This window comes from Streptomyces sp. CB02009, from assembly GCF_001905825.1.
GTDB lineage: Bacteria > Actinomycetota > Actinomycetes > Streptomycetales > Streptomycetaceae > Streptomyces.
Genome location: NZ_LIVV01000008.1, coordinates 76,424 through 89,881, shown reverse-complemented (window position 1 = coordinate 89,881; position 13,458 = coordinate 76,424). Strand labels below are relative to the sequence as shown.

Annotated in this window: 10 protein-coding genes and 4 tRNA genes; 9 read left to right on the top strand and 5 right to left on the bottom strand. The window is 74.1% G+C overall.

Annotated elements, in window-relative coordinates; all coding sequences use genetic code 11:
• The first annotated feature begins 74 nt into the window (after positions 1 to 74).
• The 6 genes from AMK27_RS29435 to AMK27_RS29410 all read left to right on the top strand — a co-directional run bounded on the left by AMK27_RS29435 (position 75) and on the right by AMK27_RS29410 (position 9,386).
• Positions 75 to 932 carry a MetQ/NlpA family ABC transporter substrate-binding protein gene (locus tag AMK27_RS29435; protein ID WP_073914821.1) on the top strand — a complete coding sequence of 286 codons (858 nt, stop codon included), beginning with the start codon at positions 75 to 77 and terminating at the stop codon, positions 930 to 932.
• 195 nt (positions 933 to 1,127) lie between these two features.
• Positions 1,128 to 1,763, top strand: coding sequence for a GNAT family N-acetyltransferase (locus AMK27_RS29430; RefSeq protein ID WP_073915447.1), 636 nt, complete (start codon positions 1,128 to 1,130; stop codon positions 1,761 to 1,763).
• Between the two features lie 68 nt (positions 1,764 to 1,831).
• A complete protein-coding gene (cbiE, locus tag AMK27_RS29425) occupies positions 1,832 to 3,064 on the top strand; it encodes a precorrin-6y C5,15-methyltransferase (decarboxylating) subunit CbiE (protein ID WP_073914817.1) in 1,233 nt (410 codons plus the stop codon).
• Positions 3,065 to 3,400: 336 nt separating this feature from the next.
• Positions 3,401 to 6,925 (top strand): nicotinate-nucleotide--dimethylbenzimidazole phosphoribosyltransferase, encoded by a 3,525-nt coding sequence (gene cobT / locus AMK27_RS29420; protein ID WP_073914814.1) that lies wholly within the window; start codon positions 3,401 to 3,403, stop codon positions 6,923 to 6,925.
• 306 nt (positions 6,926 to 7,231) lie between these two features.
• Positions 7,232 to 8,494: a uroporphyrinogen-III C-methyltransferase gene (gene cobA, locus AMK27_RS29415; protein ID WP_073914811.1), complete on the top strand. Its 1,263-nt coding sequence runs from the start codon at positions 7,232 to 7,234 to the stop codon at positions 8,492 to 8,494.
• A gap of 73 nt (positions 8,495 to 8,567) precedes the next feature.
• The gene (locus AMK27_RS29410) at positions 8,568 to 9,386 is read left to right on the top strand and encodes a TrmH family RNA methyltransferase (protein WP_073914807.1); all 819 of its coding nucleotides are present in this window, start codon (positions 8,568 to 8,570) and stop codon (positions 9,384 to 9,386) included.
• A 187-nt stretch (positions 9,387 to 9,573) separates the two neighbouring features.
• On the opposite strand, the gene AMK27_RS29405 is transcribed toward AMK27_RS29410, so the two are convergent.
• Complete coding sequence (locus tag AMK27_RS29405) at positions 9,574 to 10,812, bottom strand: serine/threonine-protein kinase (protein WP_073914803.1); 1,239 nt, start codon at positions 10,810 to 10,812, stop codon at positions 9,574 to 9,576.
• Positions 10,813 to 11,324: 512 nt separating this feature from the next.
• Here AMK27_RS29405 and AMK27_RS43095 point away from each other — a divergent pair.
• The 3 genes from AMK27_RS43095 (at position 11,325) to AMK27_RS29395 (ending at position 12,994) form a co-directional block, all read left to right on the top strand.
• Positions 11,325 to 11,492 carry a hypothetical protein gene (locus AMK27_RS43095; RefSeq protein WP_198955955.1) on the top strand — a complete coding sequence of 56 codons (168 nt, stop codon included), beginning with the start codon at positions 11,325 to 11,327 and terminating at the stop codon, positions 11,490 to 11,492.
• A 160-nt stretch (positions 11,493 to 11,652) separates the two neighbouring features.
• Positions 11,653 to 12,657, top strand: a complete 1,005-nt coding sequence (locus AMK27_RS29400; protein WP_073915444.1) for a phosphotransferase family protein — start codon at positions 11,653 to 11,655, stop codon at positions 12,655 to 12,657.
• Between the two features lie 46 nt (positions 12,658 to 12,703).
• Positions 12,704 to 12,994 (top strand): TFIIB-type zinc ribbon-containing protein, encoded by a 291-nt coding sequence (locus AMK27_RS29395; protein ID WP_015032353.1) that lies wholly within the window; start codon positions 12,704 to 12,706, stop codon positions 12,992 to 12,994.
• A 90-nt stretch (positions 12,995 to 13,084) separates the two neighbouring features.
• Here the strand turns inward: AMK27_RS29395 and AMK27_RS29390 are convergent.
• From AMK27_RS29390 to AMK27_RS29375, 4 genes are all read right to left on the bottom strand, one after another.
• A tRNA-Val gene (locus AMK27_RS29390) sits at positions 13,085 to 13,159 on the bottom strand.
• Between the two features lie 41 nt (positions 13,160 to 13,200).
• Positions 13,201 to 13,272: transfer RNA gene (locus AMK27_RS29385), tRNA-Val, on the bottom strand.
• A gap of 39 nt (positions 13,273 to 13,311) precedes the next feature.
• Positions 13,312 to 13,383: transfer RNA gene (locus AMK27_RS29380), tRNA-Val, on the bottom strand.
• A 1-nt stretch (position 13,384) separates the two neighbouring features.
• Positions 13,385 to 13,458, bottom strand: a tRNA-Cys gene (locus AMK27_RS29375).

The window sequence follows — 13,458 nt, the reverse complement described above, 5'->3', positions numbered from 1 at the left end:
GACTTCGCCCTTCGAAGAACAGCCCGGACTTGTTGTCCAGGCGACCACCGCACCACCGGAAAGAGGCACTCTTCGTGCGTAAGAACATCAAGATCACCGCTGGTATCGCCGCCACCGCCGCCCTCGCCCTCGGCCTCAGCGCCTGCGGCACCTCCTCGGACCCCGGGTCCAAGGACTCGGCCGGCTCCGGCGACTCCGGCAAGGCGCTCGTCGTCGCCGCGTCCCCGACGCCGCACGCCGACATCCTCAACTACGTCAAGGACAACCTGGCCGAGAAGGCCGGCCTGAAGCTGGAGGTGAAGGAGTTCACGGACTACGTCCTGCCGAACACCGCCACCCAGTCCGGCCAGGTCGACGCCAACTTCTTCCAGCACAAGCCGTACCTCGACGACTTCAACAAGAAGAACGGCACCACCATCGTCCCGGTGGTCAACGTCCACCTGGAGCCGCTGGGCCTCTACTCCAAGAACATCAAGTCGGTGAAGGACATCAAGGCGGGCCAGACCATCGCCGTCCCGAACGACACCACCAACGGCGGCCGCGCGCTCCAGCTGCTCGCCGAGAACGGCCTGATCACCATCAAGCCGGGCGTCGGCACCAACGCCAAGCTCTCCGACATCACCGACAAGAAGGGCCTGGAGTTCAAGGAGCTGGAGGCCGCCACCGTGCCCCGCGCCCTGAACGACGTCGACGCCGCCGTCATCAACGGCAACTACGCCATCGAGGCCAAGCTCTCGCCGGCCAAGGACGCCATCGCCCTGGAGAAGGCGGACGGCAACCCGTACGCCAACTTCCTCGCCGTCAAGGAGGGCAACGAGAAGGACGCCCGCGTGCAGAAGCTCGCCAAGCTCCTCAACTCGCCCGAGGTGAAGAAGTACATCGAGGACACCTACAAGGGCTCGGTCATCCCGGCCTTCGGCACCCCCCAGTAGGCCCCCGCGTCCGAGGGACCGTCAGACCGGTTCCCCCGTACAGTCCTTGAGGAGAAGGCCCCCGCATCCCGTCCGGTGCGCGGGGCCTTCGCCGCACCCCCGCCCGACACCGACCCGGCCATGCGCACCGGCGCCCGCATGCTGCATGCTGTGCGTTCACGGTCGATTCGGACGGTCCACGGCATGGAGCTGCGCATGACTACCACCTTTCCGGACATCTCCATCAACACGGACCGGTTGGTGCTGCGCGCGCTCGAAGAGGGGGACGCCCCCGCCCTCGCCGAGATGATGAACGACGAACTCGTCGGCGCCTGGACCGCCGTGCCCCAGCCCTTCACCGACGCGGCCGCCCGCCGCTGGATCACCGAGTACGCGCCCGCCGAACGCGCCGCGGGCCGGGGCATCGACCTCGCCGTCACCGAGTTCCTCACCCAGCGCCTGGTCGGCATCGTCCAGCTGGGCAAGACCGACTGGCGGGTCCGCTCGACCGAACTCTCCTACATCGTCGCCCCCTGGGCCCGCGGCGAGGGGTACGCCTCCGAAGCCGCCCTCGCCACCGCCCAGTGGCTCTTCGGCGACCAGAAGTTCGAGCGCATCGAACTGCGCACCGCCGCCGACAACACCGCCTCCCAGCAGGTCGCCCAGAAGATCGGCTGCATCAGCGAAGGCGTCCTCCGCAACGCCTGCATAGCCCGCACCCGCACCGAGGACGGCAGCTGGACCGAGCTGCGCACCGACTTCATCGTCTGGGGCCTCCTCCCCGAGGACCTCGACGACGTCGCCGACCAGATGGCCGAGGCCGGGTACTCCTCGTACACCGACTGGAGCTGAGCCCCGCGCCCCACCCGGCCCGGGGTACGCTCACCCACCCGACCTGCGACGACACCAGGAGACGACGAATGGCCGACCGGGTCACGGTGATCGGCTGGGACGGCTCGCCCCTCACCGCGGCGGCCCGGTCCGCGCTCTCCGCCGCCACCCTGGTGGCGGGCGCCGCCCACCATCTGGCACTGCCCGAGGTCCCGCCCGGCGCCGAACGCATCCGCCTCGGCAGCGTCGACCTCGCCGCCCGCCGCATCGCCGGCCACCGCGGCACCGCCGTCGTCCTCGCCGACGGCGACCCCGGCTTCTTCGGCGTCGTCCGCACCCTGCGCGCCCCCGAGCACGGGCTCGAGGTCGAGGTCGTCCCCGCCGTCTCCTCCGTCGCCGCCGCGTTCGCCCGCGCCGGCATGCCCTGGGAGGACGCCCGGATCGTCGTCGCCCAGCAGCGCACCCTGCGCCGCGCCGTCAACGTCTGCCGCGCGCACCCCAAGGTCGCCGTCCTCACCTCGCCCGGCGCGGGACCCGCCGAACTCGCCCTGCTGCTCGACGGCGTCCACCGCACCTTCGTCGTCTGCGAGGAGCTCGGCACCGAGCGGGAACAGGTCTCCGTCCTCACCTCCGACAAGGCCGCCGACCACACCTGGCGCGACCCGAACGTCGTCCTCGTCATCGGCGGCACCTCGGGCGGAGCCCCCTCCGCCCCCTGGCTGATGGGCCTGGACGCGGCGGCGCCCACGGTCCGCGGCTGGGGCCTGCCCGCCGAGGAGTACGACCCCGCCGCGGACGGCGCACCGGCCCGGGCGGGCGAGGACCCCTCCCTGCGCGCCGCCCAGCTCGCCCGCCTCGGCCCCCGCACCGGCGACCTCGTCTGGGACATCGGCTGCGCGGGCGGCGCCTTCGCCGTCGAGGCGGCCCGCTTCGGCGCCGCCGTCATCGCCGTGGACCTCGACCCGGCGGCCTGCGCCCGCACCGAGCAGGCCGCCCGCCGCCACGGCGTACCCCTCCAGACCGTGCGCGGCCGCGCCCCGCACGTCCTGGAGAGCCTGCCCGAACCCGATGTCGTCCGCATCGGCGCCGGCGGCGTCGCCGTCGTCACCGCCTGCACCGACCGACGGCCGGAACGCATCGTCGCCCACGCCTCCACCAGGGACGAGGCAGAGGCGATCGGCGCCGCCCTCGCCGACGGCGGCTACCGCGTGGAGAGCCTGCTCCTCCAGACCGTCGGACTCGACCCGCACGACTGGTCGGAGCGCGAGCGTTCGGTCGTCTTCCTGCTCGCGGGCCGCAGGACCGACACCCCCCACACCTAGATCCGGCACCCCCCACCCGTGACCACGCCGCCCGTCGGTGCAGGTAGGCTGGCCGATTGTTGTACCGCGTCCGGATGTTCGATTCTTCGGGGGACCCCCGGGTCAATGTCCGGAACGGGCGGCCGCCTTGCGCCGCTGACGTGGTACGCGACAAGGGGGGACCGCGCGACGTGGCGCAGTCCACAGCGCACCGTGGCAAATCTCCCTGCCACGAGGGCCCGAGGCCGCGACAATGTGAGGGATGTCCGCGTGTCCTTCGTGCCGCGCGGCGCGCGCGCTCGTTCTTGTCGACGGGCGCAGGTCTGAAAGAACACAAGCGATGGGCGAGGGGTACGCATGACGGACACCGGCCAGGTCCCGGGCGAGGGACTGCCGGAGAACGCAGGCATGGTCGAGCAGCCGGGCATCCCCGCACCGGGCGCGTACACCTTCCTGGACCCCTCCGGGCACACCACCGAGGACGACGACCTGCTGCTGATGCCGGGCGCCCAGGGCGCCTGGAGCGAGCACCCGCCGGGCGTCGCGCCCGCGCCCCTCGTCGCCGTGCCGCCGCAGGCTCCCGTGGTCCCGCACCAGGGCGTGCACCCGCCGGCCGCCGAGGCGCCGGCCGTGGTCGGCGACCCGCTCACCGACCCGCTGCCGGACCCGCTCACGGCCCCGCTGGACTCCGTCGCCCTCGCCGACGTCCTCACGGCCCCGCAGCACCAGACCCCGCCGCAGGGCCTCCCCCTGGACCAGCCGACCGGCACCCCCGCGCACGGCGTCCCCACGGACCAGCCGCTCGGCACCCCGGCGCACGGCGTCCCGGTGGACCAGTTCGGCGGCACCCCCGCGCACGGCATTCCGGTGGACCAGCCGACGGGCACGCCCGCCCACGGCATCCCGCTGGACCAGCCGACCGGTACCCCGGCGCACGGCGTCCCCGCGGCCCCGCAGGAGCAGGCGCCCCAGCACGGCTACGAGCCCGGCATCCTCGACACCGGCGCGCACGAGGCCGCCGGCCGCGACTCCGGCTCCGTCGACCTGAGCGGAGTCCGGGTGCCCCCGCCGGCCCCGGCCCCGCAGGCGGCCCGCCGCCCGCTGCACATGGGCCCGCCCGTGCCCGAGGCCGGCGGCGTCGTGCGCTCGCTGGCCGACCGCGGCCCCGCCGCCGCGCCCGCACCGGCCCCGCAGCCCGTTCCGGTTCCCACGCCCGAGCCGCTCGTGGCCACCGCCCCCGCGCCCGTGCCCGTACGGAACCCGGGACCGCCGACCAGCGGCCCCGAGTACTTCGAGATCGCGCAGGACCAGCAGCTCGCGCCGCAGGGCGCCGAGCCGTGGGCCGCGCAGCCGCAGGCGCCCGAGGCCCCGCAGGCCCCGGAGCTCCCCGCAGAAACGGTCGTCCCGCAGAGCGGGCAGTTCGTCCAGGTCGACGGCAACGTCCCGACGACCCCCCACCTCGCCCCGGCCCCGGAGCCGACCCCCGCGCAGGAGGAGCCGGCGGAGGCCGAGGCCCCGGTGGCCGTCGAGGAGACCGCACCGGAGGCCCCGGCGGAGGCGCCCGAGGTCCACGCCGTCGTCCCCGCCCCGCGCGAGGGCGAGCCGACCGCGGAAGCCCCCCAGCCGGCACCGGTGGAGGAGCCCGAAACGGCCGCCCCCGAGGCCGAGCAGGCCCCGGAGCCCGAGCCGCAGCCCGAGGAGCACCCGGAGCCGGTCGCGGAAGCCGTCGCCGAGGCCCCGGCCGAGCCGGTCGCCGTGGCGGAGGAGCAGCCCGCGGAGGAGCAGCTCCCCGAGGAGGCCCCCGTCGAGGCGGTCGCCGAGGAGATCCCCTTCGTCCCGGACGAGGCCCCTGAGACCCCCGAGGCCCCCGAGGCCCTGCCCGAGCAGGCCCCGGAGGCCGGGACCGGGACGGCGCCCGAAGCCGAGGCGGCCCCGCAGGCCGAGGAGCCGGTGGAGGCCGAGGAGCAGGTCGCCGCAGAGGAGGCCCCCGTCGAGCCGGTCGCCGCCGAGCAGACCGTCGCCCCCGAACTGCCCGCGGAGGCCGAGCTGCCCGCGGAGGCCGAGCTGCCCGCAGACGCCGACGTGCCCGCAGAGGCCGCCCCCGAGGAGCAGCCGGAGACGGCCCCCGTCGCGGCGGAGGAGGCCGAGTCGGCCCCCGCCCCCGGCTACGACGACGCCGAGCGCGAGGCCGTCCTCCGTGTGATGCGCGAGCGCCGCGACATCCGCAACGGCTTTCGCTCCGACCCGATCCCGCACGAGGTGCTGCTCCGCGTCCTGGAGGCGGCCCACACGGCGCCCAGCGTCGGCCACTCGCAGCCCTGGGACTTCGTCGTCATCCGCTCCGCCGAGACCCGGCAGACGATGCACGAGCTGGCCCAGCGGCAGCGCGAGGCCTACGCCAAGTCGCTGCCGAAGGCCCGGGCGAAGCAGTTCAAGGAACTGAAGATCGAGGCCATCCTCGACACCCCGGTCAACATCGTCGTGACGGCCGACCCGACCCGCGGCGGCCGCCACACCCTCGGCCGCTACACCCAGCCGCAGATGGCCCCGTACTCCTCGGCGCTCGCCGTCGAGAACCTCTGGCTCGCCGCCCGGGCCGAGGGCCTCGGCGTCGGCTGGGTCAGCTTCTTCGACGAGCGCGAGATGGTCCGCACCCTGGGCCTCCCCGAGCACCTCGAAGTGGTCGCGTACCTCTGCGTGGGTTACGTCGACGAGTTCCCCGAGGAGCCCGAGCTGATGCAGGCGGGCTGGTCCAAGCGCCGCCCGCTGGCCTGGGTCGTCCACGAGGAGACGTACGGCCGCCGCGCCCTGCCCGGCGAGGAGCCGCACGACCTCCTCCAGGAGACCATCGCCAACATCCGCCCGCTGGACGCGAAGGCGCTCGGCGAGGCCTGGGAGCGCCAGAAGCGGATGACCAAGCCGGCCGGCGCGCTCGGCATGCTGGAGATCATCGCGGCACAGCTCTCGGGACTCTCCCGGGTCTGCCCGCCGCCGATCCCGGAGCCGGCCGCCGTCGCGATCTTCGCGGGCGACCACGGCGTCCACGCCCAGGGCGTGACGCCCTGGCCGCAGGAGGTCACCGGCCAGATGGTGGCCAACTTCCTCGGCGGGGGAGCGGTCTGCAACGCCTTCGCCAACCAGGTGGGCGCCGAGGTCTGCGTCATCGACGTGGGCGTGGCGTCCGAACTCCCGGCCACCCCCGGCCTCCTGCCGCGCAAGGTCCGCCCCGGCACCGCCGACTTCACCACGGGTCCCGCGATGACCCGCGACGAGGTGCTGGCGGCGATCGAGGTGGGCATCGAAACGGCCCGCGACCTCGTCGCGGCCGGCAACAAGGCGCTGCTCACGGGCGAGATGGGCATCGCGAACACCACCGCGTCCGCCGCCCTGATCTCGGTCTACACGGGCGTCGACCCGACGGAGGTCACCGGCCGGGGCACGGGCATCAACGACGAGACGCACGCCCGCAAGGTGGACGTCGTCCGACGCGCCCTCGACCTGCACAAGCCGGACCCGGCGGACCCGATCGGCGTCCTGTCGGCGGTCGGCGGCCTGGAGCACGCGGCCCTCGTCGGCCTGATCCTGGGCGCGGCCTCCCTGCGTACCCCGGTGATCCTCGACGGCGTGTCCACCGGCGCGGCGGCCCTGGTGGCCCGCGCGATCGCACCGGAGTCGCTCGCGGCCTGCATCGCCGGACACCGCAGCGCCGAGCCGGGCCACGTGGCCGCGCTCAACAAGCTGGGCCTGCGCCCCCTGGTCGACCTGGACCTCCGCCTCGGCGAGGGCACGGGCGCGCTGCTCGCCCTCCCGCTGGTGCAGAGCGCGGCCCGCGCGATGCACGAGGTGGCCACGTTCGACTCGGCGGGCGTCACCGAGAAGTAGCACCACCGGCGCGGCCCCCACCCACGTACGGGAGTGGGGGCCGCGCAGGAACAGGGTTCGGGACGTAAAGCGTGATTTGTGGCGCGAAAACAGGCTTAGCGTTCTCAGGGCCCGGGGCGCCGTAAATCATGCAGTCCCGAACCCTGTTCCGGAGCGGCCCCCACGTCACCCTCCACGGCGGGGAGATCCGTCACAGCGTGACGTGCCCCCGCCACAGATATCCTGGTCGCAGGCGCCCCGCCGCCGCCCACCAGCCGCTTCATCGCAGCAGCGGCCAGCACCCGCCCTCCGAGGAGCCGCTCACCCATGGCCGAGCACGCCGAGCACGCCGATCACACCGCCCAGCCGACGACGCACCCCGCCTACCCGGTGGGCCTGCGCCTGGCCGGCCGCCGCGTGGTCGTCCTGGGCGGCGGTCAGGTCGCCCAGCGACGCCTCCCCGCCCTGATCGCCGCGGGCGCCGAGATCACCCTGATCTCCCCCTCCGCGACCCCGTCCGTGGACGTGATGGCGGAGACGGGCGAGATCACCTGGATCAAGCGCAGGTACGAGGAGGGCGACCTCGCCGACGCCTGGTACGTCCTGGTCGCGACCACCGACGCCGCCACGAACGCCGCCGCCTCCGCGGAGGCCGAGCGGTCCCGGACCTGGTGCGTGCGCTCCGACGACGCCGAGGCGGCCACCGCCTGGACCCCGGCGACGGGCCGCAGCGAGGGCGTGACCGTCGCGGTGCTCACCGGCCACGACCCGCGCCGCTCGGCGGCCGTCCGCGACGCGATCGTCGAGGGCCTCCGGGACGGTTCGATCGCGGCCCCGCAGCACCGCGCGCGCACCCCGTTCGTGGCCTTGGTCGGCGGCGGCCCGGGCGACCCGGACCTGATCACGGTCCGGGGCCGCCGTCTGCTGACGGAGGCGGACGTGGTGATCGCGGACCGCCTGGGCCCCCGCGACCTGCTGGACGAACTGCCCCCGCACGTCGAGGTGATCGACGCGGCGAAGATCCCGTACGGCCGGTTCATGGCGCAAGAGGCCATCAACAACGCGCTGATCGAGCACGCTAAGGCGGGCAGGTCCGTCGTCCGGCTGAAGGGCGGCGACCCGTTCGTCTTCGGCCGGGGCATGGAGGAGGCGCAGGCGCTGGCCGCCGAGGGCATCGCCTGCACGGTGGTGCCGGGCATCTCCAGCTCCATCTCGGTGCCGGGCGCGGCGGGCATCCCGGTGACGCACCGGGGCGTGGCGCACGAGTTCACCGTGGTCAGCGGCCATGTGGCCCCGGAGGACCCGCGCTCCCTCGTGGACTGGGCGTCGCTGGCGAAGCTCACGGGCACGCTGGTGATCCTGATGGGCGTGGACAAGATCGGAAAGATCGCGGAGGCCCTGATCGCGCACGGCAAGGCCCCGGAGACCCCGTTGGCCCTGGTCCAGGAGGGCACGACGGCGGCCCAGCGCCGGGTGGACGCGACGCTGGCGACGGTGGCGGAGACGGTGCGGACGCAGGAGGTCCGCCCGCCGGCGGTCATCGTGATCGGCGAGGTCGTGACGGAGGGCCCGGACCGCCTGGTCTCCTAGCACCGGTCGCGGACGGGCGACGCACAGCGGCACACACATTGGCACCACACCCCGGACAAGGCAGTATCACCTCGTGGCCGAACTCATCACGATCGACGACCCCGACGACCCGCGCCTGCGCGACTACACCGGTCTGACCGATGTCGAACTCCGCCGCAGAAGGGAACCCGCCGAGGGCCTGTTCATCGCGGAGGGCGAGAAGGTCATCCGCAGGGCCCGTCAGGCGGGCTACGAGATGCGGTCGATGCTGCTCTCCGCCAAGTGGGTCGACGTGATGCGGGACGTCATCGACGAGGTCCCCGCGCCGGTGTACGCGATCCAGCCGGACCTCGCGGAACGCGTCACGGGCTACCACGTGCACCGGGGCGCGCTCGCCTCGATGCAGCGCAAGCCGCTCCCGGACGCCGCCGAACTGCTCACCGGCGCCCGCCGGGTGGTGGTGATGGAGTCGGTGAACGACCACACCAACATCGGCGCGATCTTCCGCAGCGCCGCGGCGCTGGGCATGGACGCGGTGCTGCTGTCGCCGGACTGCGCGGATCCGCTGTACCGGCGCTCGGTGAAGGTCTCGATGGGGGCGGTGTTCTCCGTGCCGTACGCGCGGCTCGACACCTGGCCGCGGGGCCTGGAGACGGTACGGGAGGCGGGCTTCAAGCTCCTGGCGCTGACGCCGGCCGAGAAGGCGATGTCCATCGACGAGGCCGCCCCGCACCGGATGGAGCGGGTGGCCCTCATGCTGGGCGCGGAGGGCGACGGTCTGTCCACGCAGGCGCTGCGGGCGGCGGACGAGTGGGTTCGCATCCCGATGGCCCACGGGGTCGACTCGCTGAACGTGGGCGCGGCGGCGGCGGTGGCGTTCTACGCGGTGGCGACGGGCCGCCCGGAGTCCTGAGACAGGTCAGAACCTCTGCCAGGCCCGAACCAAGGCCGACGCTCCACCAGGCGCACGCCCAGGCCCAGTCCACGCCCAGGTCCAGTCCACGCCCAGGTCCACGCCCAGGTCCAGTCCACGCCCAGGTCCACGCCCAGGCCCATTCCACGCCCAGGCCCATTCCACGCCCAGGCCCAGACCCAGGGATCTACCCCTGGAGAGCCTGGGCGGCGGCGATGCCCAGGGCCACCACGAGCGTCACGACCACGAAGACGAAGAGCCGCTGACGCAGCAGCCGCGGGTTGGCGGGCCGGCGGCCGGTGGACGTCGACCGCGCACCCGGCCGGGTCGCGGGGCGGCCACCGGTCCGGGGCCCGGCGGAGGGCCGGGACGACGGACCGGGTCCACGCCCGCCGCGCTCCCCACCACGCTCGGTGCCGCGATCGGCGCCGCGCTCCGTACCCCGGTCGACGCCTCGCTCGGTACCCCGGTCGGTGCCCCGCTCCGCACCGCGCTCCGGCCCCCGACCGGGCACGTCCCGGTCGGTGTAGCGCTCGGTCGGCCGCAGGGTGTTGCGTTCCTCGGTGCGTTCCCGCTGCACGGGCGGCCGGGAGACCGGCAGCCCCTGCGCCTCGCGCGCTGCGATCTCCTTGAGCCGCATCGACAGCTGGAGGGTGCTGGGACGGTCCTCGGGGTCCTTCGCGAGACAGGCCCGGATGAGCGGTGCCAGCGCGTCCGGCACCCCGTGCAGCTGCGGCTCCTCGTGCACGACCCGGTAGAGCATGACCTCGGAACTGCCGTGCCCGAAGGGAGAGTCGGCCATCGCCGCGTACGCCAGCGTGGCACCGAGCGAGAACACGTCGGTGGCGGGGGTGACGGCCGCGCCGCGCACCTGTTCGGGCGCGAGGAAGCCGGGGGAGCCGACGGCGGTGCCGACGTGGGTCAGGGTGCTGGCCCCGGTGGCCCAGGCGATGCCGAAGTCGATGATCCGGGGGCCCTTGGGGGAGAGCAGGATGTTCGAGGGCTTGAGGTCCCGGTGCACGACCCCGGCCTCGTGGACGGCGACGAGCCCCTCCGAGAGCGCGGCCCCGATCGAGGCCACGTCGGCGGCGCGCAGCGAGCCCTCCTCGGCGACCCGGTCGTGCAGCGAGGGGCCGGGCACGTACTGGGTGGCGAACCAGGGGCGCTCGGCCTCCAGGTCGGCGGCGACCAGCCGGGCCGTGCAGCCGCCGCGGATCCGCCGGGCGGCCGAGACCTCACGGGCGAACCGGGACCGGAACTCCTGGTCCTCGGCGAGATCGGGCCGGATCACCTTGAGCGCCACCCGCTGGCCGCGCCGGTCGGAACCCAGGTACACGACGCCCATCCCGCCGGCCCCCAGCCTGCGGTGGAGCCGGAACGACCCGACGATCCGCGGATCCTCGCGCCGGAGCCGCATCATCGCCATGTCCGTCCCCTCGTCCGTTCGACGTGGCACAGCTTACGTAGTGGCGCCCGCAGGCGCTCATAGGCCGCGCCCTCGCGCCGGGATCGATTGTCAGTGCTGAGGGGTGGGCGGGAGGAATACACGCCTCCGGTGACCGACCCAACCCCCGTCCCCGCCAACCCAGTTGACGCTCCTCCCCAGGTGGGCTCGGCATGCCCCGGAAGGCGGCTCCCACACCCCCCGACCAGGGCGTTCGCGCGACGGCCGGGGAAGTGAGCGAAGTCACGCCCCGGGTGCCCGGCCGGAGCCCCGACCGGAACCCCTCAGGGAAGACCCCGGCTTCCGCACCCCCGTCTCCACCCAGGGGAGTACGCCGCACGACCGGTCGTCATCCTCCGGGAGGCCCGCAAGTCGGTACGCGGGCATGACGTCCCGCCGCCCCCGGCTCCCTAATGTTGAGGTCAAGCGGCGGGTGCAGCACTCGTCCCCCGAGGTCACGCACCCGCCGCGCCAGACACGACAGGAGAGGAACCATGGCCCTCACGGCATCGCGGACGAGCACCCAGCCTTCGAGCCGGCGGCACCCGCTGGTGGCCACCGCCATGGTCCTCCCTCTCGCGGCCCTGCTGGTGGTCGTCTTCGGCGGCTGGGAGGCAGTGGTCACACAGGCGTCGTCCGTGGGCGTGATGCTGGGGCGCTGAGCAGCGCCCCGGACCCGGGAGAGCGGCCCGGGTCGGGACATCCGGCCATCAACCCCGTGGGGACGGGGGTGCGGCGGACGGCAGCGTGGGGCCGGTCAGCTGGGGAGCTGACCGGCCCTCGCGCGTTCCCGACCCGTACCCGCCCCGTACGCTCGCCTCCGTGGACCTCCCCGACCGGCCCCTCCTCGACGCCCTCGCGGCGTACGCGCACGCCGCCGCCCACCGTCCCGGCACGCCCTGCCGCTGCGCGGGCGGTCTCGTCGGGGTGCTGGCGGACCGGGACGACGGGACGGTCGTACGGCACGGGCGGCTGGTCGCCAAGGCGCACGCCCCCGGCATCGACCCCGAGGCGCACCGGGCGCGGATCGCGCTCGCGGCCCACCCGGACGTCCGCGAGGTCTTCCTCCCGCCGCTCACGGTCTCCCCGCCGGGGGAGCTCGACGGCCGCCCGGTCAGCCTGTGGCCGTACGGCTCGCCCGTCGACCCGGCGGACCCCGACGCCGCTCCCTGGGAGGAGGCCGCGAGGCTCCTCGCCCGGCTCCACCGCACCCCGCCTCCCGACGGGGCGGCGATCCGGCTTCCCGGGATGAGGGCTCCCGCCAAGGCGGCGCTCGCCGTGGACCGGATGCGCCGGACGGCACCGGACCACCCGGCCGCCGCGACCGTCCTGGCCGCCTGGAGCTCGGTCCCCGACGGCGCCGCGACGGACGGCCCCCGGCTCCTCTGCCACGGCGACTTCCACCTGGGCCAACTGGTCCGCGACGAGGAGTCCGCCGAGCCCGCCGAGCCCGCGAAGTCCGAGGGCGTGCCGACCCCGCCCTCCGCGCCCTGGCGGCTCATCGACCCGGACGACGCCGGCCTCGGCGACCCCGCGTGGGATCTGGCCCGCCCCGCGGCCTGGTTCGCGGCCGGCATCCTGCCGCCGGAGATCTGGTCCCGCTTCCTCGGGGCGTACCAGGAGGCCGGCGGCCCGGCCGTGGGCGCGGACCCCTGGGCCCAACTGGATGTGCCCGCCCGTGCCCTGACGGTCCAGACGGCGGCGCTCGCCGTCGCCAAGTCCACGGCCGAGGGCCGGCCGCTCGACGAGGTCGAGGACGTGATGATCGACACCTGCGCCCGTATCGCCGGGCATCGAACCGACTCGGCCCCGACGGCGTCCACGTAAGGTGAAGCCACCATTCGTACGGCGAAGTCAGGGAGTTGAGCCGACCATGCAGTGTCCCAAGTGCCATGCGGCCATGCACACGTACAACCGCAACGGCGTCCAGATCGAGCAGTGCAGCGGCTGCCGCGGGATATTCCTGGACTACGGCGAGCTGGAGGCCCTGACCCGCCTGGAGTCCCAGTGGGTCCAGCAGGCCCCGCCCGCCCCGCCGGCTCCGCAGGCCTACCCGGCCGCGCAGCCCGCCGCCCCCGCCTGGGGTGCCCCGCACCACGGCGGCCACCACGGCGGCGGTCACTACCGCCAGCGCGGTTTCGGCCGGATGCTCTTCTCCTCCTGACGGAGCGGTGCACCGGGCCTCCCGGTGCACGCGGAGCCTCTCGCGCATGAAGAAGCCCCCGACCGCGAGATGCGGCCGGGGGCTCTTCGGTGGTGCGCGATACTGGGATTGAACCAGTGACCTCTTCCGTGTCAGGGAAGCGCTCTCCCGCTGAGCTAATCGCGCGGGTGGTGCACACGGCGTACCCGAAGGTACTGCGTACTGCGTGCGCGATACTGGGATTGAACCAGTGACCTCTTCCGTGTCAGGGAAGCGCTCTCCCGCTGAGCTAATCGCGCGGGACGGTCGGTGAGGACCGGATCTTCGGTTGTTCTGCGTGCGCGATACTGGGATTGAACCAGTGACCTCTTCCGTGTCAGGGAAGCGCTCTCCCGCTGAGCTAATCGCGCTTGGAGGTGGAGACGGGATTTGAACCCGTGTAGACGGCTTTGCAGGCCGTTGCCTCGCCTCTCGGCCACTCCACC